At 70.3% G+C, this 20,590-nt stretch carries 14 protein-coding genes, 2 tRNA genes and 1 pseudogene; 11 read left to right on the top strand and 6 right to left on the bottom strand.

The features are described from left to right. The first annotated feature begins 21 nt into the window (after positions 1 to 21). The 8 genes from gyrA (at position 22) to BL253_RS13235 (ending at position 10,702) form a co-directional block, all read left to right on the top strand. Complete coding sequence (gyrA, locus tag BL253_RS13270; RefSeq protein WP_076816785.1) at positions 22 to 2,556, top strand: DNA gyrase subunit A; 2,535 nt, start codon at positions 22 to 24, stop codon at positions 2,554 to 2,556. 34 nt (positions 2,557 to 2,590) lie between these two features. Continuing rightward, complete coding sequence (locus BL253_RS13265) at positions 2,591 to 4,039, top strand: DUF3566 domain-containing protein (RefSeq protein ID WP_076816783.1); 1,449 nt, start codon at positions 2,591 to 2,593, stop codon at positions 4,037 to 4,039. A 116-nt stretch (positions 4,040 to 4,155) separates the two neighbouring features. Continuing rightward, a tRNA-Ile gene (locus BL253_RS13260) sits at positions 4,156 to 4,229 on the top strand. 548 nt (positions 4,230 to 4,777) lie between these two features. Beyond that, on the top strand, positions 4,778 to 5,749 hold the full coding sequence (locus tag BL253_RS13255; RefSeq protein WP_076816781.1) for an FkbM family methyltransferase: 972 nt from the start codon (positions 4,778 to 4,780) through the stop codon (positions 5,747 to 5,749). A 243-nt stretch (positions 5,750 to 5,992) separates the two neighbouring features. After that, positions 5,993 to 6,649: a GntR family transcriptional regulator gene (locus BL253_RS13250; RefSeq protein WP_076816870.1), complete on the top strand. Its 657-nt coding sequence runs from the start codon at positions 5,993 to 5,995 to the stop codon at positions 6,647 to 6,649. A gap of 602 nt (positions 6,650 to 7,251) precedes the next feature. After that, positions 7,252 to 8,511, top strand: coding sequence for a glycosyltransferase family 4 protein (locus BL253_RS13245; RefSeq protein ID WP_076816779.1), 1,260 nt, complete (start codon positions 7,252 to 7,254; stop codon positions 8,509 to 8,511). A 3-nt stretch (positions 8,512 to 8,514) separates the two neighbouring features. Next, complete coding sequence (locus BL253_RS13240; RefSeq protein ID WP_076816778.1) at positions 8,515 to 9,318, top strand: class I SAM-dependent methyltransferase; 804 nt, start codon at positions 8,515 to 8,517, stop codon at positions 9,316 to 9,318. Beyond that, on the top strand, positions 9,305 to 10,702 hold the full coding sequence (locus tag BL253_RS13235; protein ID WP_076816776.1) for a prenyltransferase/squalene oxidase repeat-containing protein: 1,398 nt from the start codon (positions 9,305 to 9,307) through the stop codon (positions 10,700 to 10,702). Before BL253_RS13240 ends, BL253_RS13235 begins: the two co-directional genes overlap by 14 nt. A gap of 96 nt (positions 10,703 to 10,798) precedes the next feature. On the opposite strand, the gene BL253_RS13230 is transcribed toward BL253_RS13235, so the two are convergent. Beyond that, positions 10,799 to 11,416 (bottom strand): class I SAM-dependent methyltransferase, encoded by a 618-nt coding sequence (locus BL253_RS13230; protein WP_076816774.1) that lies wholly within the window; start codon positions 11,414 to 11,416, stop codon positions 10,799 to 10,801. Between the two features lie 231 nt (positions 11,417 to 11,647). On the opposite strand from BL253_RS13230, the gene BL253_RS13220 reads away from it, so the two are divergent. Both BL253_RS13220 and BL253_RS13210 read left to right on the top strand, forming a co-directional pair. Continuing rightward, the gene (locus BL253_RS13220) at positions 11,648 to 12,301 is read left to right on the top strand and encodes an SDR family NAD(P)-dependent oxidoreductase (protein ID WP_081438269.1); all 654 of its coding nucleotides are present in this window, start codon (positions 11,648 to 11,650) and stop codon (positions 12,299 to 12,301) included. 384 nt (positions 12,302 to 12,685) lie between these two features. Next, on the top strand, positions 12,686 to 13,354 hold the full coding sequence (locus tag BL253_RS13210) for a class I SAM-dependent methyltransferase family protein (RefSeq protein ID WP_076816768.1): 669 nt from the start codon (positions 12,686 to 12,688) through the stop codon (positions 13,352 to 13,354). 94 nt (positions 13,355 to 13,448) lie between these two features. Here the strand turns inward: BL253_RS13210 and BL253_RS13205 are convergent, their stop codons facing one another. Continuing rightward, the gene (locus tag BL253_RS13205; protein WP_076816766.1) at positions 13,449 to 14,285 is read right to left on the bottom strand and encodes a metallophosphoesterase family protein; all 837 of its coding nucleotides are present in this window, start codon (positions 14,283 to 14,285) and stop codon (positions 13,449 to 13,451) included. Positions 14,286 to 14,430: 145 nt separating this feature from the next. Continuing rightward, on the bottom strand, positions 14,431 to 15,879 hold the full coding sequence (locus BL253_RS13200) for an NAD(P)/FAD-dependent oxidoreductase (protein WP_076816764.1): 1,449 nt from the start codon (positions 15,877 to 15,879) through the stop codon (positions 14,431 to 14,433). Positions 15,880 to 17,060: 1,181 nt separating this feature from the next. On the opposite strand from BL253_RS13200, the pseudogene BL253_RS43700 reads away from it, so the two are divergent. Next, positions 17,061 to 17,297, top strand: a pseudogene (locus BL253_RS43700) (response regulator); the annotation flags it as partial. Between the two features lie 294 nt (positions 17,298 to 17,591). Here BL253_RS43700 and BL253_RS13185 read toward each other — a convergent pair. From BL253_RS13185 to BL253_RS41820, 3 genes are all read right to left on the bottom strand, one after another. After that, positions 17,592 to 18,215 carry an HD domain-containing protein gene (locus tag BL253_RS13185; RefSeq protein WP_076816869.1) on the bottom strand — a complete coding sequence of 208 codons (624 nt, stop codon included), beginning with the start codon at positions 18,213 to 18,215 and terminating at the stop codon, positions 17,592 to 17,594. A 491-nt stretch (positions 18,216 to 18,706) separates the two neighbouring features. Next, a tRNA-Ala gene (locus tag BL253_RS13180) sits at positions 18,707 to 18,779 on the bottom strand. 134 nt (positions 18,780 to 18,913) lie between these two features. After that, on the bottom strand, positions 18,914 to 20,008 hold the full coding sequence (locus BL253_RS41820; protein ID WP_131831489.1) for a prolipoprotein diacylglyceryl transferase: 1,095 nt from the start codon (positions 20,006 to 20,008) through the stop codon (positions 18,914 to 18,916). Between the last annotated feature and the right edge of the window lie 582 nt (positions 20,009 to 20,590).

Raw genomic sequence — 20,590 nt, 5'->3', positions numbered from 1 at the left:
GCACTGCCTTGGAAGGACATCGTGGTCGACGTACTACCGCCGCCTGGCGACCGGATCGAACCGATCGGCATCGAAGTCGAGATGCAGCGGTCGTACCTCGACTACGCGATGTCGGTCATCGTCGGGCGGGCCCTGCCCGAGGTCCGCGACGGCCTCAAGCCCGTGCACCGCCGGGTGCTCTACGCCATGTACGACGGCGGCTACCGCCCGGACCGGGGGTACTTCAAGTGCTMCCGCATCGTGGGTGACGTCATGGGTAACTACCACCCCCACGGCGACACGGCGATCTACGACACCCTGGTGCGGCTCGCGCAGCCGTGGTCGCTGCGCTACCCGCTCGTCGACGGCAACGGCAACTTCGGCTCGCCGGGCAACGACCCGCCCGCCGCCATGCGGTACACCGAGGCCCGCATGGCCGCGCTCGCCATGGAGATGCTGCGCGACATCGACGCGGACACCGTCGACTTCGCGCCGAACTACGACGGGCGCTCCCAGGAGCCGCTGGTCCTGCCGAGCCGGTTCCCGAACCTGCTCGTCAACGGCGCCGGCGGTATCGCCGTCGGCATGGCGACGAACATCCCGCCGCACAACCTGCGCGAGGTCGCCGCCGGCGTCCAGTGGGCCCTCGACCACCCAGACGCCACCGACGAGGAACTGCTCGAGGCGCTCATCGGCATCGTCAAGGGCCCCGACTTCCCGACCTCCGGACTCATCGTCGGCCGCTCCGGGATCGAGGACGCCTACCGCACCGGCCGCGGCAGTATCCGGATGCGCGCCATCGTCAACGTCGAGGAGAACAAGGGCCGCACCCAGCTCGTCGTCACCGAGCTGCCCTACCAGGTCAACCCGGACAACCTCGCCGAGAAGATCGCCGAGCTGGTCCGCGACAACAAGGTCTCCGGCATCGCCGACGTCCGGGACGAGACCTCGGCCCGGATCGGCCAGCGCCTGGTCATCGACCTCAAGCGCGACGCCGTCGCCAAGGTCGTGCTGAACAACCTGTACAAGCACACCCAGCTGCAGGACACCTTCGGCGCCAACATGCTGGCGATCGTCGACGGCGTGCCGCGTACCCTGCGGCTCGACCAGATGATCCGCTACTACGTCGAGCACCAGGTCGACGTCATCGTCCGGCGGACCCGCTACCAGCTGCGCAAGGCCCGCGAGCGCCTGCACGTCCTCGAGGGCCTGCTCATGGCACTCGACCACCTGGACGCGGTCATCTCACTGATCCGTAACGCCGAGTCCGCCGATGTGGCGCGGCAACAGCTGATGGACGGCCGCTACGCCTCGACGGGCGCCACCATCGAGGATCTGGCGCCCTACCGGCTCTCCGAGATCCAGGCCACCGCGATCCTGGACATGCAGCTGCGCCGCCTCGCCGCCCTGGAGCGGCAGCGGATCATCGATGAGGCCGCTGAGCTGCGCGCCCGGATCGCCGAGCTGGAGGCCATCCTCGCCTCGCCGCAGCGGCAGCGCGAGATCATCAGCGAGGAGCTCAAGGAGGTCGTCGACAAGTTCGGCGACGAGCGGCGCACCCGGATCGTGCCGTTCGAAGGCGAGATGTCGATCGAGGACCTGATCGCCCAGGAAGACGTCGTCGTCACGGTCACCCGAGGCGGCTACGCCAAGCGCACCAAGACCGACCTGTACCGCTCGCAGAAGCGCGGCGGCAAGGGCGTGCAGGGTGCCGCGCTGCGCGAGGACGACATCGTCGAGCACTTCTTCGTCACCACCACGCACCACTGGCTGCTGTTCTTCACGAACAAAGGCCGGGTGTACCGGGCCAAGGCGCACGAGCTGCCCGAGCAGGCCCGCAGCGCCAAGGGCCAGCACGTGGCGAACATCCTCGCCTTCGGCCAGGACGAGCGCATCGCCGAGGTGATGGCGATTCACGACTATCAGGCCGCGCCCTACCTGGTGCTCGCCACCAAGCGCGGGCTGTGCAAGAAGTCCGCGCTCGCCGACTTCGACTCGAACCGCACCGGCGGCCTCGTCGCGATCAACCTGCGCGAGGACGACGAGGTGATCGGAGCCAGGCTCGTCGGCGCCGAGGACGACCTGCTGCTGGTCAGCCGCAACGCCCAGTCGATCCGGTTCCACGCCGACGACGAGCAGCTGCGCCCGATGGGCCGCGCCACCGCCGGAGTGATCGGCATGCGGTTCGACGCCGCCGACGAGCTGCTCTCGCTCGCCGTTGTCAAGCAGGACCTGCGGGCGGACCTGCTGGTGGCGACCAGTGGCGGCTACGCCAAGCGGACGCCGCTGGGCGAATACCCGATCCAGGGCCGCGGCGGCAAGGGCGTGCTCACCGCGAAGATTGTTCCCAGCCGGGGCAACCTGGTCGGCGCGCTCGTCGTCGAGCCCGACGATCAGCTCTATGCCATCGCGTCGAACGGCGGCGTGTTGCGTACCGTGGCCAAGGACGTTCGTCGGGCACAGCGCCAGACGATGGGCGTGAAGCTGATCGACCTTGAGCCCGGTGTGCAGGTCGTGGGTGTCGCGCGTAATGCTGATGCCGAGGACGTCGAGGGCGACGAGCCGGCGGCCGGCTGACCTGCGGGGCTGACCGGGAGCTGAGGGGAGACGCGTGAGCGACAAGGACGAACGGCCGGGCAGGTCCGGCGCGCTCCCAGGGACCGCCACCGACGGCGAGAACCCTGATTCGGGCGCCGGCAACCCGTTCTTCGAACGGCCGGGGAGCAAGAACGACGCGGCCACCGGCCGGCCGGCCGGCGACGTGACTCCTGCCCGGACGGCGACGAAGACGCCCACGAAGTCGCCCACGGCGCCAGGAGCCGGCTCGGGTGGGCCCGACGACGAGAAGACCGCGGTGGTGCGAGCCGTCGCCGCTCCGTCCTCGGCGCCGGCCACGGCGAAGAAGGCCGCGGCGAAGTCGACCACTCTCGACACGACGCCGGCGGTGGCACCACCGGCCGCCGCCGCGGCGGCCACCACGACGGTCGCTACTCCGGTCGCACCCCCTCCGCCCGTCGACAAGGGCGGTTCGAGCAAGGGCGGTTCGAACCGCGCCGACCGGTCCGAGCCGTATGCCGCGGCTGGCCGTGGCGCGCCGGCCAAACCGGCCGGAGCGGACCAGCAGGCGCAACCTCCGCGCGACCCCGACACGATGGCCATCGTGCGTAACCCAGCCCGGGGCCCGGACAAGGCGCGTGACGCCAACCGGGATGCCCGTGCCCGCGGTGGTGATGTTCCCGAGCGTGCGGAGCGGGACCGGCCAGGGCGCTCCGCGTCGCGGCCAGAACGCTCCGACCGTCCGACCACGGGCGCCGAGACTCGTAAGGTCGCCGCGGTGGCCGCCCCCAGCCCCGACCCGGACCGGACCCTTGCCGAGCCGGCGAAGCCCGACCTGGCCAAGCCGTCCCGTGGGCCCGCCGTCCCGGCCGAACGCGTGCCGGCACCTACCTCCGGCTCCCGCCCCCTCGGCTCCGTCGGTGGTCCGGTACCCGACCGCGGCCGTCCCGCGGCCGACCAGGAGTGGGCCAGGCCGCCACGTGCGGACCGGCAGGAACCCGGCGGCGCGGCCGGTCCCCCCGGGCATCCCACCCACCCGGGCCAGCCCGGCCGGTACGAGCGGCCCGAGCCGGCACGCCAGGACCGCCAGGACCGCCAGGGCTACCAGGACGACTACCTGGGCGGCGAGGAGGACGACCCGAACCAGGCTGGCCGGCGGRCCAAGCTACGGCTCACCCGCGTCACCCCGCTGACCGTGACCAGGCTGGCGTTCGCGTTCTCGCTCTGCGTCTTCCTCGTCATCATGGTCGCCGTCGCGGTGCTCTGGTTCGYCCTGAACTCGATCGGTGTCTTCGACAGCATCTCCGATGCGGCCGGCACACTGAACCCYGAGAGCCACAACGTCAGCTCCTGGCTGTCATTCGGCCGCGCCATGCAGGTCAGCCTGCTCATCGGCGCGATCAACGTCATTCTGATCACGCTGCTGTCGACTCTCGGCGCACTCCTGTACAACCTCTGCTCAGACATGATCGGCGGCATCGAGGTCACCCTCAGCGATCGCTAGTGGCGGCCGGCGGCGCCGCCTACAGCGGCGCCGCCATCCTGTAGTCTTGGCACCGGCGCGACCTTGGCCCTCACCTTGGGGCATCTAGTAGGGTGTGCCACACAGGCGTAACACACGGACCTATAGCTCAGTCGGTTAGAGCGCTTCCCTGATAAGGAAGAGGCCGGTGGTTCAAGTCCACCTAGGTCCACGAGCTGGCCTTCCTTGCTTGCCGACTTTGTCGGCTTCGCCAGCAGCCGCGATTTCGCCCCGGGGCCGAGCCCCGGACCCCACGCCAAGGGGCTCCGCCCCCTGGACCCCGAGCTGGCCTTGTGGTGCGGTGCTTCTGATTCTTGCGGGGCTTTGGGCTGCCGGTGAGGCGGCCGGTCTTTGCTGCTCGTTGACCTTCGGTCAACTTCGGCTGGGCCGTTTTTTGCTCCCGGGCTAGCAGGGCTGTTGGCTCGCTCCTGGTCCTTTTCGCCGTTATGGATGGCAGACCATCGTCGGCGTTGACTGCGTGCGGCAGTCGGGGTCCGGTGCGGTCCGGGGGCCTCCTTTGGTATCTGGCGGGGCCATGGACCGGGGCCGCGAGGCGCATAGTCCCACATGGGGACACCATCTGTGTATGTCTCGGTTCTCTGAGTAGCTGTGGTGCGCGGACAAGATGAGAGGAACCCGGACTCTGGCTGGCGACGGCAGGGGGCGACGCTCGCCGGGCTCGGCCTCCGTCACGCCCAACYGTCAGCAGGGGAGACCAGGGTGAACCAGCGGATCGTCCAGGCCGGKACCAAGCTTCGTTCCTATCCGGCCCTTCGGAGCGCGGTGGTCGGGGCCAAGGACGCGCTTTTCCAGGCGAAGATCGCTACCAGGGTGCTGCGGAGCGCTCCGTTTGTCATCGAGGACGAGTTTGGGATAAGGCTCCTGATACCGCCGTATATGCGTCCCACGGCCCGCCAGCTCGTCCATCGGCACGCCGACCGGGCGCCCTTCGCGCTGATGTCCACGTTGCTGCGGCCCGGGGACGTCGTTCTCGACGTCGGCGCGAACGTCGGCGTGTATGCCGTCCACGCCTCGCGCCATGTCGGACCGGACGGCCGGGTGTACGCCTTTGAGCCGGTCCCGGCCACCGCTGGCCGGCTGGCCGAGACGCTCGCGATCAACGGCTGCCGCAACGTCACCGTCGTCCGCGCCGCCGTGACGGATCAGCCTGGAACGATCACGATGAACGTCTATTCCGATCCGGTCCACGCGGACTGGAACTCGATGGGGAAGCACCCGATGCGTAGCTACGCCGGCAAGGAGGTGCACCCCGACCTCACGGCCGAGGCGCGTGCCGAGACCCTCGACACCTGGGCCGCGGGTGCGGGCATAGATGACGTCGCGTTCTGCAAGGTCGACGTGGAGGGCTTCGAGCGGCACGTCTTCGCCGGGGCGGCAAGGCTGCTCGCCGAACGGCGCATCCGCGTGATCGCCTTCGAGATCAGCGAGGACCCGCTGGCCGGCGAGGGTGGCACGCCATCCGACGTCTTCCTCGCGCTCACCGGGCATGGCTACAAGATCCTCCGTAGTGGCGAGGTGGGGAGCCCCCTCGTGGGGCCGATCGATCCCCACGAGGAGGAAAAGCGGCTGATGAGCAAGCCGACTCCGCGGCCGTTCGTCGCGAACTACTTCGCGGCGCTCGATCCGGCCGCCGTCATGGCCGCGCTGGACACCGTGACCCTGGGCCGCTGAGCCTTGACGAGGTGTCTCGGAGGCGTATCCCTCTTCTAGCGCCGGTCAGATGTGCCTCGGGGATGGGTGGTGCTGTGATGCCACCCACTCGGGCCTGGGGCGGTGCCGACGGTCGCGAAATGTGTGCGATATTGTCGACAATCTCTGCTGGCGGAGGCGACGCCTGCTGGGCAGGCCCGGCTTTCCGCACGTCAGCGTCGAGGACGTCGCCCCGTCGGGCGCGTCGCCGTGGTGGAGGAGTTCGTGGCTGATTCCCAGGTGGAGGGTGCCGCCGGTGTCAGGGTCGCCGCGGACGCCCTGCGTGACTCGCTCGCGCGCGGGGACCTGGCGCCCGGTCAGCGGCTCGTGGAGGGCGACCTCGCCGAGATGTACGGCGTGACCAGGGCCAGCGTGCGAGCGGCCCTCATCGACCTCACCGGCGAGGGGCTGGTCGAGCGGATCCCGAATCGGGGCGCACGGGTCCGGGTCGTCGCGGTGGAGGAGGCCGTCGCCATCACCGAGTGCCGGATGGTGTTGGAAGGCCTGTGCGCCGCCCGGGCGGCGCGGGCGGCCACCGACGACGAGATCGCGTCGCTGACCGCGCTCGGTGATCAGCTCGGTGCGGCGGTCGCCGACGGCGAGCCGCTGAAGTACTCGGACCTCAACCGGGAGCTGCACCGCCGGATCCGCGACATCGCCGCTCAACCGGTGGCGAACCAGGTGCTGGACCGGCTCAACGCCCAGCTCGTCCGGCACCAGTTCCGGCTCGCGCTGCGGCCTGGACGTCCGCAGGTGTCGCTGCGCGAGCACCTCGCGATCATCGCGGGCATCGCGAGCCGGGACCCGGAGGCGGCGGAGGCGGCGGCCCGCGCGCACGTCGCGAGCGTGATCGAGGCTCTCCGCCAGACCGACACGGCCTGAGCCGCCACCTGGGCGCCCGCCGCCGCGCCGACGGTGACGGTGACGGTGTCGCCGGAGCTGGCCGCGGCACCGGAACCCGCCGGCCCGGAACCAGCAGGCTCTGGGCTGTCGGAGCCTCCGCAGGCGGTGAGGACGAGTGCGGTAGCCGAGCAGGCGGCCAGCAGGACATGTCGCCGGCTCCATCGGGACACGAGGCCGAGGGCTCTTCCGCGCATGGAGGCTCCTTAGGGATCGATCATTTGGCCCCCACAAACTGCCGGAATGGCCGACAGATTGTCTACAATTATGTCGTAGATTTTTTGACCAGGATCGCGAGGGTGCTCGGCGATCGGGTCGCCGCGTTGGGTAGCCCACCGATCGCTTGCTTAACGTGATTGATAGCTACTTATCGTGTCTTGCTGCTAACGCTGCTGAGGAAGGGCGCGGAGGCGAAGGTGGTGTAGTCGCCGGCCGCGGACAGCCTCGTGACGGATCTCTGGGGAGATAGGCCCAACAGATCCGATCTGGAGGAAGATCGGACCAATCTGTCCTAATGTGACAAGTCACGGCGCTGCTCTCGACAGGTTGGCGAGAGAGCGCCTGAAACTTGGGAGGGCGCACCCTTGCGGATCGCGTTGCTGTCGTACCGCAGTCTTCCGACCTGCGGGGGCCAGGGTGTGTACATCCGTCAGCTGTCCCGTCAGCTCCTCGAGCTCGGCCATCAGGTGACGGTGGTCAGCGGGCCGCCGTACCCGGACGTGGACGAAGGGGTCGAGCTCCAGCAGCTGCCGAGTCTGGACCTCTGGGGCGAGGCGGATCCGTTCCGCTGGCCGTCGCCGCGTGAGCTGCGCGACGTGGCCTCGATGGCGGAGTTCRTGATGATGCGGACGGGACAGTTCTCCGAGCCGCTCGCGTTCAGTCTGCGCGCGTACGAGGCGCTGCGGCCCCGCAAGGGCGTCCCGCCGCCTTTCGACATCGTGCACGACAACCAGACCCTGGGCTACGGGATGCTGAGGCTGCGCCAGGCGCTGGCGCCGCACCGTATTCCGCTGGTCGCGACCGTGCATCACCCGATCACCGTCGACCGCCGGCTGCATCTGGAGGCGACGAAGGGGATGAAGGCCCGCTTCGGCGTCCATCGCTGGTACTCGTTCCTGCCCATGCAGGCCCGGGTCGCCCGCCGGCTGGACGGCATCGTCATCCCGTCGGAGAGCTCGCGGACCGACATCATCGCGGACATGGGCCTCACGTCCGACCGGATGCACACCGTCCCGCTCGGCACCGACCACGATGCGTTCTCCCCGGACCCCTCCATCCCCAAGGTTCCCGGTCGGATCGCGGTCGTCACCAGCGCCGACGTCCCGCTCAAGGGGCTTCTGGTGCTGCTGGAGGCGCTGCCGAAGATCAGAGCCGAGCGGGAGGACGCGCACGTCGTCTGCGTCGGCAAGGCCCGTCCCGGTGGCGCCGCCGCGCGCATGGTCAGCGAACTGGGGCTGACCGACGCGGTTACCTTCCGGTCCAACCTCGAACAGTCCGAACTCGTCGACCTGCTGCGGTCCGCCGAGGTCGCGGCTGTGCCCTCCCTCTACGAGGGTTTCAGCCTGCCGGCCGTCGAGGAGATGGCCTGCGGCCTACCGCTCGTCGCGACCACCGCCGGAGCGCTGCCGGAGGTGACCGGTCCGGACGGCGAGGCGGCCCTCACGGTGCCGCCGGGCGACGCGGACGCCCTGGCCGTGGCCATCAGCCGGCTGCTTGGCGACCCGGAGCTTCGGGCTCGCCTTGGCGCCGGTGGGCGCCGTCGCGTCGAGGAGCGGTTCTCCTGGCAGGCCGCGAGCGCCGCGACGGCCGAGTGGTACGCCGAGCGAGTCGCGGCGCTTCGGTAACCGATGCTGACCGTTGACTTCGACCAGTTCCCGGTAGGCCCCGGCGACCGTGTGCTCGACATGGGCTGCGGGGCCGGACGCCACGCGTTCGAGGCTTATCGCCGCGGCGCCGACGTCGTGGCGCTCGACTACTCGTTCGACGACGTGGTGGCCGTGGGCGGCATGCTCGCCGCGATGGCCGCCGAAGGCCAGGCGCCGGAGCAGGCCAGGGCGGGCGCCGTGCGCGGCGACGCCTTCGGCCTGCCGTTCGCGGACGCGACGTTCGACCGGGTGATCGCGGCGGAGATCCTCGAGCACCTGCCGGCGGATGAGAAGGCGATGGCCGAGCTGGTCCGGGTACTGCGCCCCGGCGGCCTCGCGGCCGTGACCGTGCCGGCCTGGCTGCCCGAACGGGTGTGCTGGGGCCTGTCCAGCGGCTACCACTCCGTCGAGGGCGGCCATGTGCGCATCTACCGCCGAGACGACCTGGTCGGCCGACTGACCGCCGCCGGCCTGGAGTACGTCGGCGGGCACCAGGCTCACGCCCTGCACTCGCCGTACTGGTGGCTGCGTTGTCTCGTCGGTGTCCATGACGACGACCATCCGGCCACGAAGCTTTACCACCGCCTTCTGGTGTGGGACATGATGAAGCGCCCGAGGCTGACCCGGTGGACCGAGCAGGCGCTCAACCCGGTGCTGGGGAAGAGCGTGGTGCTCTACCTGCGCAGACCATCCGTCGCGGCTGGCCCGGCGTCCGAGCCGGGGGAGGCTCAGGCAGCGGCCGCCGCGTTCGCGAAGCTGGAGGAGAGCGGCCGTGGTGTCGGCTGAGCAGCCCGATCCGCACCTGGTCCGGCCGGACGGGCTCACGATGCCCGACCAGCTCGTCGGGACCGRCCAACGGCCGGGGTGGCCCGATCGGATCATGCTGCCCGAGTACCCAGCCCGGCCGGCGCCGGCCCCATGGCCCGCGCCGTTGCTGAGCCGCGCCGAGATCGTGGCGACGGCCGACGCGCTCGTCGCCATGCAGGAACCGGATGGCGCGATCCCGTGGTTCGCGGGCGGCCACACCGAGGCCTGGGACCATCTCGAGTGCGTGATGGCGCTCGAGATCGGTGGCCGGGACGACGCCGCCCGGCGGGGCTGGGAGTGGCTCGTGCGCAACCAGCGTCCCGACGGCTCGTGGGCGGGCAGCACCGTCGCCGGCGTCGTCAAGGAGGACCACGCCGACAGCAACCAGTGCGCCTACGTCGCCACCGCGGTCTGGCACCACTGGCGGCGTACCGGAGACCGCGCGTTCGTCACCCGGATGTGGCCCGTGGTCCGGGCCGCGCTGGACTTCGTCGTCGACCTGCAGGCACCCAGCGGCCAGATCTGGTGGGCCCGGTCGGTGGACGGCAGCCACTATCCGGCGGCGCTGGTCACGGGATGCTCGAGTACCCTGCACAGCCTGCGCTGCGGGCTCGGCCTCGCCGAGCTCGTCGGGGAGGCGCAGCCCGGCTGGGAACTGGCCACCGGGGCGCTCGCGCACGCGGTGCGAGCCCATCCCGAGTACTTCTTGCCGACCGACCGCTGGTCGATGGACTGGTACTACCCGGTGATCGGCGGCGTGTTGAAGGGCGCCGAAGGCCTGGCCCGGCTGCGTGCGCGGTGGGATGACTTCGTCGTCGAAGGCCTGGGTATCCGGTGCGTGGACGACGAGCCGTGGGTCACCGGCGCCGAGACGTGCGAGCTCGCGATCGCGATGCATCTGGCCGGGGAGACGGATGCCGCGCGCACCCTCGTCCTGGACATGCAGCACCTGCGCCACGACGGCGGCGCCTACTGGACGGGCTGGCAGTTCGGGGCCGGCTGTCACTGGCCGGTGGAACACAGCTCCTACACCGCGGCGGCCGTCATCCTCGCCGTCGACGTGCTCGCCGGCGGCATCAGCGAGGGGGTCTTCCGCGGCGACGACCTGCCAGAGCCGATGACCGTCCTGGAGCCCATCCAGACCGGGGGCAGGTCCCAGACCGGGGCCACCGCCCTGCCCGCGGGTCGGATCCCGCCCCTGCCGCGTAACGGGGAACAGCTGGAACTGGCCTGCGACTGCGAGCCGGCCCCGCTGCTCGCCACCTGGGCCAGGGGCCCGCTCGCCGACCGTCTCCTCGAGGGCGGCCGCCGGAGCACCCGCCTGTCGGGCGCCGAGCGTCCTCCCCACGCGGTGCCGGGGTAGAGTCACTCTCGGTGAGCGTTTAGTGACAGTTCACGGAAGTTAACTGGTAATAAAGCAGGTGGCCGGGCTGCTGGGGATCACCAGGTGAGCGGCTCGCTAGGCGACGCGGTCGAGGACGCGCAGGGATCCGGTGCGAGAACGCTCCTTGAAACCGTCCTCCAGCGCTCGCAGGAAGATGTGGTACGGGGCCTGGCCGCCGTCCGCGGGGTCGGAGAACACGTCGTGGATCAGCAGCGTGCCGCCCGGCGCGACGTGGTGCGCCCACGCCTCGTAGTCCGCCTGGGCCTGGTACTCGGCGTGCCCGCCGTCGATGAACAGCAACGAGACGGGTGTCGTCCACCAGCCGCCGACCTGCTCCGTGCGCCCGATGACGAGGGTGACGACGTCCTCGACGCCCGCCTCCTCGAGGTTGCGGCGCAGGAAGGGCAGCGTGTCCATCCGGCCGGTGCGCGGGTCGACCACCGTTGGGTCGTGGTGCTCCCAGCCGGCCTGGTTCTCGTCCGAGCCGCGGTGATGGTCCACCGTCACGACCTGAGCCCCCGCCTCCCGCGCGGCCGCCGCGAGGTAGATCGTCGACTTCCCGCAGTAGGTGCCGACCTCGAGGATCAGCCCACCCGCCGGCACCGTTCTCGCCGCGGCGTAGAGCGCGTCCCCCTCGTCCTCCGGCATGAACCCCTTCGCGGCCAGCGCCGCCCGCCGCAACCCCTCATCCACACGGTAGGTACTACCAGAAACAGGCCCGCCGGGCCGCCGGCCTGGAGATCAGCCTGTGCGGTCGGAGTCGCCGACCGACGGCATGGCGCGGGCCCACTCGGCCCAGTCGGCCAGTGCCTGGAAGAGCCGGACCGTCCGTGGCGGCGGTGAGCACCTGAAGGGCCTGCCGAACGTCGATATCGTGATCTTGGATGTCACCGGCGGGACAGTGTTCGCGCCGCGGCAGAGCAGATCACCGCCGCGCGGCGGGATCGGGGTCTGCGAGCGGTGGCGAACAACGCCGGGGTGATTGTCCACGGTCCGGTCGAGCTGCTCGCCGCCGGCGAGCTGGAACGCCAGTTCGCCGTCAACGTCTTCGGCGCGGTCGACGTCGCGCAGGCGTTTCTCCCGCTGCTGCGAGCGGGCCGCGGCCGCCTGGTGAACATCAGCGCCCCGAGCGCGAGCCTCGCGATCCCCTTCGCCGGACCGATCTCGGCGAGCAAGGCGGCGCTCGACTCGTTCTCCGACGCCGCCCGCGTCGAACTGGCACCCTGGGGCATTCACGTCGTGACCGTCGTCCCCGGAGCCATCGAGACCCCGATCTTCACCAAGGCCGACGCCGCCGCGCAGGCCGCGCTGCGCGAGGTGGACCCGGGCAAGGCCGCCCTGTACAGCCGTCAGCTCGAGGCCGTCGCCGGCGCCCAGGCGGCGATGAGGACCTCGAAGCCCCAGACCGTCGCCGACGCCGTGCTGCGCGCGATCGAGGCCTCGAAGCCGAAGGCCTACTACCTCGCCAATGCCGACGCCCGCGCCGCCGCGATGCTGTCCCACCTCCCGACCCGGACCAAGGACCGCCTCCTGACCCGCATGCTCGGCCTGCGCRAGGCAGCCGCAGTGGCGTCGTAGTCTGTGGATCCGTCCTGGCCGCCTGGTCATCCGCGGCAGGGAGGTCGCCGGGCTGCGAAGCCGCTAGACGAGTAATTCCAGTCTCTTGCCGGTGGTCGGTGGCGATCAGGCACCGAGAGACCTGGACCGTCGTGCCCCAGGAGATCCGGCCATGGCCTGTGGGGGCGAAGACCGCCATGCTGAGCACCACACCCCATGGGCGGATGACGGGCGGCCCCAGAGACCCTGACTCGGATCGAGTCAGGGGGCTCCAGGTCTCGCGCCGTGCCTGGGCCCGGAAGMCCGCCCGTGCCCAGGCACGGCTCGCCCAGACTTCGGACTTACTCGTCTAAGTCCCCCTGTTCCAGAGCCGCCCGATCCCATTCCTGGCTACGGTGGGAGCTTGTGAATCGTCCCGCTTCGGAGCGTCATTGGGTCGACTGGCACGGGCAGTACGACGTGACGGGGTCGTCGCTGAGCCGCCGCCTCGCCATCGTCCAGCGGCGCATCCGGCAGGCGCTGGACGACCAGCCGCCGGGAGAGATCCGGGTCCTGAGCATGTGCGCGGGCCAGGGCCGCGACATCCTGGGCGCACTGGTCGACCATGAGCGTCGTGACGACGTCCGGGCCAGACTCGTCGAGCTCGACCCCGACCTTGCCGCCGACGCGGAGCGGTCGGCGCGGTCCGCCGGGTTGGACGGCGTGCGGGTCGTGGTCGGGGACGCATCGGACCTCGGCGTGTACGAGGGCATCGCCCCGGCGCACATCGCCCTGGTCTGCGGAGTTTTCGGCAATGTCAGCGACGCCGACGTGCGGCACACCGTCGAGCAGCTGCCCCGGTTGTGCCGGCCGGCCGCGACCGTGATCTGGACACGTCATCGCCGTTCGCCTGATCTCACTCCCACCGTGCGCTCCTGGTTCGCCGCCACCGGGTTCGAGGAAGTCGGCTTCGACGCCCCGGACGGCTTCCGGATCGGCGTGGGAACCCACCGCCTGGCCGGACCGACGCTGCCCTACCGGCCCGGCATCCGGCTGTTCGACTTCATCGGCGACGGCAGCGGCGCCCACCACTAGCGAGCAGCGCCCGGGTCCGGTCCCGGTTTGGATCCGGGTCGGTCCACGTTCACGACGGCCGAGGCTTCGGCTGGCCCGCTCGGGACGTCGCGGATCACCCGATGCGAACCGCCTCCGGAAGCTGGTAGACGGCGAACGGGGCGTTGATGACCGGCGCGGCGACGTTGCGTACCGGGGTGCCGGCGGGAGTCACGCCGACCTCGGTCCCGTAGTGCACGTGGCCGTGCAGAGCCAGCGTGACCTGGCGCCGGCCGCCTGGGACCGGGCCGCGGAGGTGTTCGTCGCTCATCCGGTGGTCAGACGTCCCGGGCCCATGAGCGCCGTCTGCGCCGGTCGTCGCGCCGGCCCGGGGTTCCCCGTCGATCGCGTCGCCGAGGAGGTGACTGCCCAGGAACGGGTACAGCTCCAGCGGCTCACCCACCAGGGTGTCCCGGGTCGGCGCGTAGTGCGTGAGCGCCACCCGCAGGTCGACGTCGAGCTGCTCCAGCGCGGCTCGCAACGCCTGCGCGGTCGTCGCGGCGTGCCGGGCGAACGCCCTCATTTCCTGCTCACCACTCGCGACGACCGCGCGACCGGTGAAACCTCCGGCGAATCCCTTCACGCCGGCGATCCCGACCTGCCCCGCCGCGGTGTCGACGACCGTCGACGTCCCCTCCAGCACGGTGACGCCGGCGCCGGTCAGCATCTCGGCGAGTACCACCTCCTCGCCGCGGTCGTAGTCGTGGTTCCCGAGAACGGCGATCACCGGCAGGTCCAGCCCAGCGAACAGGTCGCGGGCCTCCGCGGCGGAATCGAGGCTGCCGTCCTCAGTCAGATCTCCGGCAAGTACGAGGATGTCGGCAATGTCGGCCGCGCGCTGATACATGGGCCGAAGCCGGGCCGCGGCGCCGGTGGTGACGTGAAGATCTCCAACTGCCGCGATTCGAACCATGACCCGATCGTCCCCCGCGCTGGTCCGCCGGTTCGCGGATTAGGCGATCTGGCCCGGTTCCGTACGGCGTCGGCGGCACCGACCTCGACGACCTCGGCCTTTGGCGCCCCAGGCGTTGAGGCCGTTCAGGCAAAGCAGTGTCGCCTTATCCGGAATAGAGGTAACTGTCCTCGATCTCGGTGATCGTCGCCTTGGGCGGGGGCATGAACCCGAGCTGGACCACCTGTTCGGGAACCGCCGCGGCCAACAGCCAGTCGGCCGCCACGTGTGCCCGGTTGGTGCCCGCGCCGAGGGCAAGCAGGTGGTAGGCGCGGGTGACCGCGGCGGCCGGGAGGCCCGAAAGCCGGATTCCGAGCGGGTTGGCGACCGCGTCGGTGCCACCGAGGTCGACGACGAACCCGAGGCCGCGGTGGCGGTACGGCCGCGCCGTGCCATAGCCGAGCGAGGCGGCGACATTGCGCCCGGCGGCGGCCCCCTGGCGGACCGCGTGCTGCGCGGTCTGCCCGGCCGGTGCCCCGTCCCTGGTCACGTCGGGTACCGCCGCCGCGTCGCCAAGGGCGAACACGCCGGCCGCGCCGGGGACGTCGAAGTACTCGTCGACGACGAGACGGCCTTTGACGGTCTCGGTGCCCACCTTCTCCATCAGCGGGTTCGGGGTTATGCCCGCGCACCAGACGAGGGTGTGGGCGGGCAGGATCTCGCCGTTGTCCAGCGTGATCGAGTCGGCGGTCACCTTCGACACGGAGGTCTTCAGCCGGACCTCCACCCCGCGTTCGCACAGCACCTTCATCGCGCCGGCGCCGAGGGCTTCGTCGAGTTCCGGGAGCACTCGTGGTGCCAGGTCGAGCAGGATCCAGCGAAGTTCGTCGGACGTCAGCCGGGGGAAACGCTCGAGGACATCGGTGCTGAACCGGCGCATCTGCGCGGCGAGCTCGGTCCCGGTGTAACCGGCGCCGACCACGACGAAGGTGCAGCGTGCTCGCCGCTCGGCGGCGTCGGTGCACGTGTCCGCATACTCGAGCTGACGCAGCACGTGGTCGCGCAGATAGACGGCCTCGGCGAGGTTCTTCAGACCGAGACCGTGTTCGGCCAGGCCGGAAATGTCGAAGGTCCGGGTGAGCGAACCGGGCGCCAGGACGAGACGGTCCCAGCGGAGCTCGGACGTCGAGCCGTCGTTGCCCTGAACGGTGACTGTACGGCCGGCTACGTCGATGTCGACGGCATGACCCGACCGTAGGACGGTTCGCCGCAATGCGCCGCGGACCGACACGGCCAGATGCCGCGGTTCCACCTCGCCGGTACATACCTGGGGAAGCAGGGATGTGTAGAGCAGGTGGTCCGTGGGAGAGACGAGCTCAAGGTCGGCCGCGCCGGCCGGTACCCGTGCCTCAAGGTGGCGCAGGACGCCGAGGCCGGCGAACCCGCCACCGACGACGACCACACGCGGCGACCCGTCATGCGCGGTCGTGCCGCCGGTGGCTGCTCGGCCGCGCCGCTGACCTTCGGCGGGGTCGCCCCCGCGTGGCCCCGCCATACGGCCGCGGACACGCTCGGCCATACGTGTGGCCCGCGCCACCGCACTGGAGTTCCTCACGTCCGGTTCTCCTCTCGCTCCTGCCGTGCCACCGTCCTGCCTGCCATATCGGCGCCGTGCCCGGGCAACGCCACACAAACCCCCGGCGACGCCCCGAAGCCGACTCCTCGACGCCCCGTCGAACAGCTTCCTGACACCCTGCAGAGTTCGCGGCCGCGAGGCCACTCGTGATCTCTGATCGGCCCGGCGGGCTCTCATGCTCACCCTCGGCGCGCATCGTCCGGGTAGGTGGCGGGCCCCCTCCGCGGAGACGGCGCCCGGCGTCGAAGGGGCTGTGGGCCGTGATGCGGTGTGCGTGGGCGGCTCCTGCCTCGGGGCACTGCCGGCCGGTGGGTGTCAGATGTGATGCCGCTCCGCGAATATCCACCCGYCGCCAGCGCCATCAAAACCAAGATCAGTCAGTCGTTGCGCGTCGCCGGCTGCGCCCAACGTCTGACTAATCTTGAAAGACCGTTCTGAAATCTGAAACTGTTGAACGTCGTCAGCCGTGGCACTACTCGGGGATTGTTTCCACCGGCGGAAACACCGAACGCGCGGTGACCGTGGCTGGCGGGCGTCCCCCCGCGAGAACGACCACCCTGACGGTTGGACGCGACGTCGACCGCCGTGGTTCCCCGATGTGGTCAATGCTCCTCGGGTCTCGACCATCAGACAGAGAAGCGTTCTTGCTCGCGCCGCGTCGGCGAGCCAGCCGCTCCAGCACCACGCTCGGCCGGGACTGGTCGATCTTCACACGAGGCTCAGAGCGCAATCGCCGCGACAATCACGCCGCCTACGGTGAGAACAATGTTGAGCAGGGCTATGAAGGCGCCGACGATTCCCGCGATCCTGGCGGCTCCGCCAAGCGGCCGGCCACCGCGGGTGAGACCCGCCAGCCACGCCGCGCATCCACCGAGCAGGCCGGGAGCCCCGGACCAGAACACCACCAGAGTGGCGACCGGCCGTACCAGCAGACGGCGAGTCGTCTGGCTTCTGGTCGGCCTCGCCTCGGCGGCCAAGCGGTCCCCGGTGTAGGTCTCTCATCGCTGGCGCAACATGCCGGCATCCTGGGTGGCGGGTTGACGGTCACCGCCTCCGCTCCGAAGGGAATGCACATGCGGATGGTCCTGCCCACCACCGAGCCGGCCGGGACATGATTCAGTGTCCTTGTCGTCGATGWCCATCCCGTCGTCCTCACCGGCCTGACAGCGCTCATCGGATCCGACCCTCAGCTGTCCGTGTTCGGGACTGCCCGATCCGCCGCGGCCGCCCGGGAGCTGCCCGGAGATCACGGACCGACTGTCGCCGTGGTGGATCTGCAACTGCCGGACGGCGACGGTATCTCCCTCGGCATCGAACTCAGACGACGGTGGCCGGCGCTGCGCGTACTCATCCTCACCATGCACGCCGACGACGCCACCGTGATCCAGAGCCTCGCCAGTGGCCTGAACGGCTACCTTCTCAAGGACGCCGACCCCGAGGACGTCCTCGCCGCGATCCACTCCGCCGCCGGCGGCTCTTTGGTCGTCGGGCGGGGCGTCAGCGCCGTCGTGGTCTCCGCGGCGGCGGCGGCCCCACGGACCGATGCGCTCGCGGCATTGCACGCGCGGGACCTGGAGCTCCTGGACCTCATGGTCGAGGGGATGTCCGTCTCCCACATCGCGGCTCGTCTCTCGGCCCGGGCGGACCCAGGGGCTCCGAGACCCGCCGACCAAGGGATCCCACGGCACGCGTCACCGGGAACCCGCGTCCGCGCTGTCGACAGCCAAATGACCGAAAGCGTCGCTCCAGGCCGCATACCACTGGCGAAACCACGGATGGGACTGCGCGAGCGGGACGACAGAGCGCACCGTCTCCTGGTAGTACGAACGACGTTTCTCCGGCCGAGGATGCGTGTCCAGTCGCTGCACGTTGCTCAGCCGGTCCGCCAGCTTCACCAAAAGTGCATCATCCGGGGCGCTGAGCAACCGTGTCAGATATGCCGCCCGCACCTCCTCACGTGTCTGGCCCTCCGACGGTGCGGGCTTGGTCACCCAGTCGACCAAGCCCGCGACGCGGTCACCGAAGCGCTCGCGCACATCCTCCAGCGAGCACTCCGTGTCCTCGACCACATCGTGGAGCACGGCCGCGCGCAACACGTCGATGTCAGTCGTTCCGATCGCCTCCACCAACACACACACGACCTCGAGCAGATGCTCGACATAAGGCTCACCCGCCGGCCGAGTCTGGTCCCCGTGCCACCGAACAGCGAAGGCGACCGCCTCATCCAGCGAGGCCAGATCCTGTTCCGCGATGCGCCTGGTCAATCGCGCACGCACGGACGGCCAGCCGGCCGCCGCCTCGAACACCTGCAACATGCCCCGAGCTCCCTTCACGTGCCGCGGCGACCGACAAGCGGAACGTCCTCGCACACGATCACATCAGGACACTACTAGTGACCCACGACATGCCCGTGTCTGCYGAAATCTCGCGGTCTGACCAGAGCAAACCGGACGGYGGCGTACGGCTGGGGTCCGACTGCTGCGATCGAAACTCGCAGCTCACACGAGATTCCGCGGGCTACTGGCCGCCGAATCGGATTGAAGTATGGCGCCCGTGGGTGGTGTCCGAAGAGATCGGAATTCTGGCTGCCTCGGGTTTGAAGGTGACTCCGGGACTGGCCTGACTCGGACGACCCTGGCGAACGCTCGTAGTGCCTGGCTACACAGTTGGCCAAATAATGATCTGCACTGGCCCCGGGAAGATCGAGCGAAGCTCGATCACGTGGGGTCCGGGGGTCGCCCCCGGGACAATATCGCGGCTGGCGGCGAAGGTGCCCGAAGGGCACCGAGCATGCTTAGCCAGCTCGTGGAGACGGGGAGACTCGAACTCCCAACCCCTGCCTTGCAAAGGCAGTGCTCTGCCAGTTGAGCTACGCCCCCGTACCGTGCGGCTCGCGGAAGCCGCCGATCCGGCGGTCGCCCAGCGGCGCGCGGCTCCAAGCGTACGACATGCGGGCACGTGGTGAGGAGACTCCAAGTACCTATGGCGTCGGGGCTCGCGCTCGCGCCGTTGATCAGCAGCGGCCCATCTGGTCCAGCCAGGACGCGAGTAGTGGCGGCAGCCGGTCGTAGCAGGCGGGACGCGTCGACGGGGTAACAGGCGTCGGGGCTGGTGCCGGCGGCGGAGCGGAAGCGGGCTGTGGTGCTGGGACGGCCGTGACGGGCCGGCGAGGCGGGATCGGGCGGGTCGTCGAGGTCGCGGACGCCTGGACGCCGGGCGCCGGGTTGGCCGAGGGCAGGCCTGGGAACGCGAGTGACGTCGGGGTGCTCGACGAGGTGGCGGGTGCGCGGCCAGTGCCATCCGGCGCGGGGAATCCCGCGTTTGGGGACGGCGCTCGGCTGCTGCCGGGACCGACGGTGAGTAGTACGACGCCGGCTACGATCATGACAACAGCCGCGGCGACGAGGGCGATTGTCGTCCGGCCGATCGGGCTGTGGACGTAGGTGCCCGTGCGCAGCATGTTCACCCACTCCCGAAGGCCGTGGCCGCGAGGTTCATCGGCGCGCTCGATAGGAATCAGGAGCCGAGCGGTCCCGTAAGGGATCTCGTCCTCATCGAGGGGCGGGGGGCCGTTGGCGGCCCCGTCCGGCCAGTTCCGTTGGTCGATCTTCACCAAATCGTCGGGTGACGAAGGACCGTGGATCGTTGGTCCTCCGCCGGCCGTATCGGCCGTATCGGCCACGGTGCCAGCGGCGTCGGCCTGGTCAGCGGTGATGTCCCCGACCTGAGTGCTCGCTTCCGCCGGGCCGGCGTCCGCGGCCTGGGCGGCGTCCGCGGCCTGGGCGGAGACGGTGGGATCAGGGTCCGTGCTCGTCGGCGCCGTGTCACTCGTGTCGAGGGATCCGGCGGCCACGTTGTCCACCTGGGTCTCGGGCGAGGTGCCGGACTCGGCTGGAGCGTCCTGGTTGGCCGGGGCACCGTCGTCCTCGTCGCGGTCGGCGGCGGTGAGGACGACGGTCTCGCTCGTACCGCCGTCGTCGCCGGACCGGGTCGCACCGGCCGCCTCGGATTCGTCGACGGTCGGTGGCTCGGCCGGCGAGAGGGTTTCAAGGCCGCCGTTGTCGGTCTCGGTCTCGGTCTGAGCGTTCTCAGTTGGGCTGGGCGTCAAGGCATGGGATTCGGACTCGGACTCGGACTGAGCGTTCTCAGTTGGGCTGGGCGTCGAGGCATTGGATTCGGTCTCGGGCTCGGCCTGAGCGCTCTCGATTGGGCTGGATGCAGAGGCATCGGAGGCGGGCGGGTCCGCGAGGGCGAGAGGAACGAGGAGAACGTTCCCTTTCAGCGTGGCTTCCGGGTCGCCGTCGCCGTCGACGTAGCAGTCCTCGGGTGAGTGCGGGTCGGCCCCGGACGCGAGGTCGTTCGAGGCGGGCAGGGAGGCCCCGAACGGGGGCTGAGCGGGCGAGCGGGCGAGCGTCCGGCGGGACCGGAGAAAAGCGCCGACGCCCGCGGCACGGCGCCGTGCCGCGGAGGTGACCCGGGCATCGTTGGTCGCACCAAGCTGCTCTGTCTCTTGCGACGGGATGGTCTGTTGATGCTCACGGCGGCTGTTGTCGGCGGGGCTGTCGGCGGCAGCGGTGTTCGCGGAGGGCTCCGGAGTGGGCCACGCCGGGCCGATTGCGCTGTGGGAGACAGGAACGGCCGGCGAGACCGCGCCAGCCTGAGGCGCCTCGTCCTGGGGCGCAATCCCATC

The sequence above is a fragment of the Pseudofrankia asymbiotica genome (assembly GCF_001983105.1).
Classification (GTDB): domain Bacteria; phylum Actinomycetota; class Actinomycetes; order Frankiales; family Frankiaceae; genus Pseudofrankia; species Pseudofrankia asymbiotica.
Note: the sequence above shows the minus strand (reverse complement) of the source record. Positions and strands in the feature narration are given on the sequence as shown.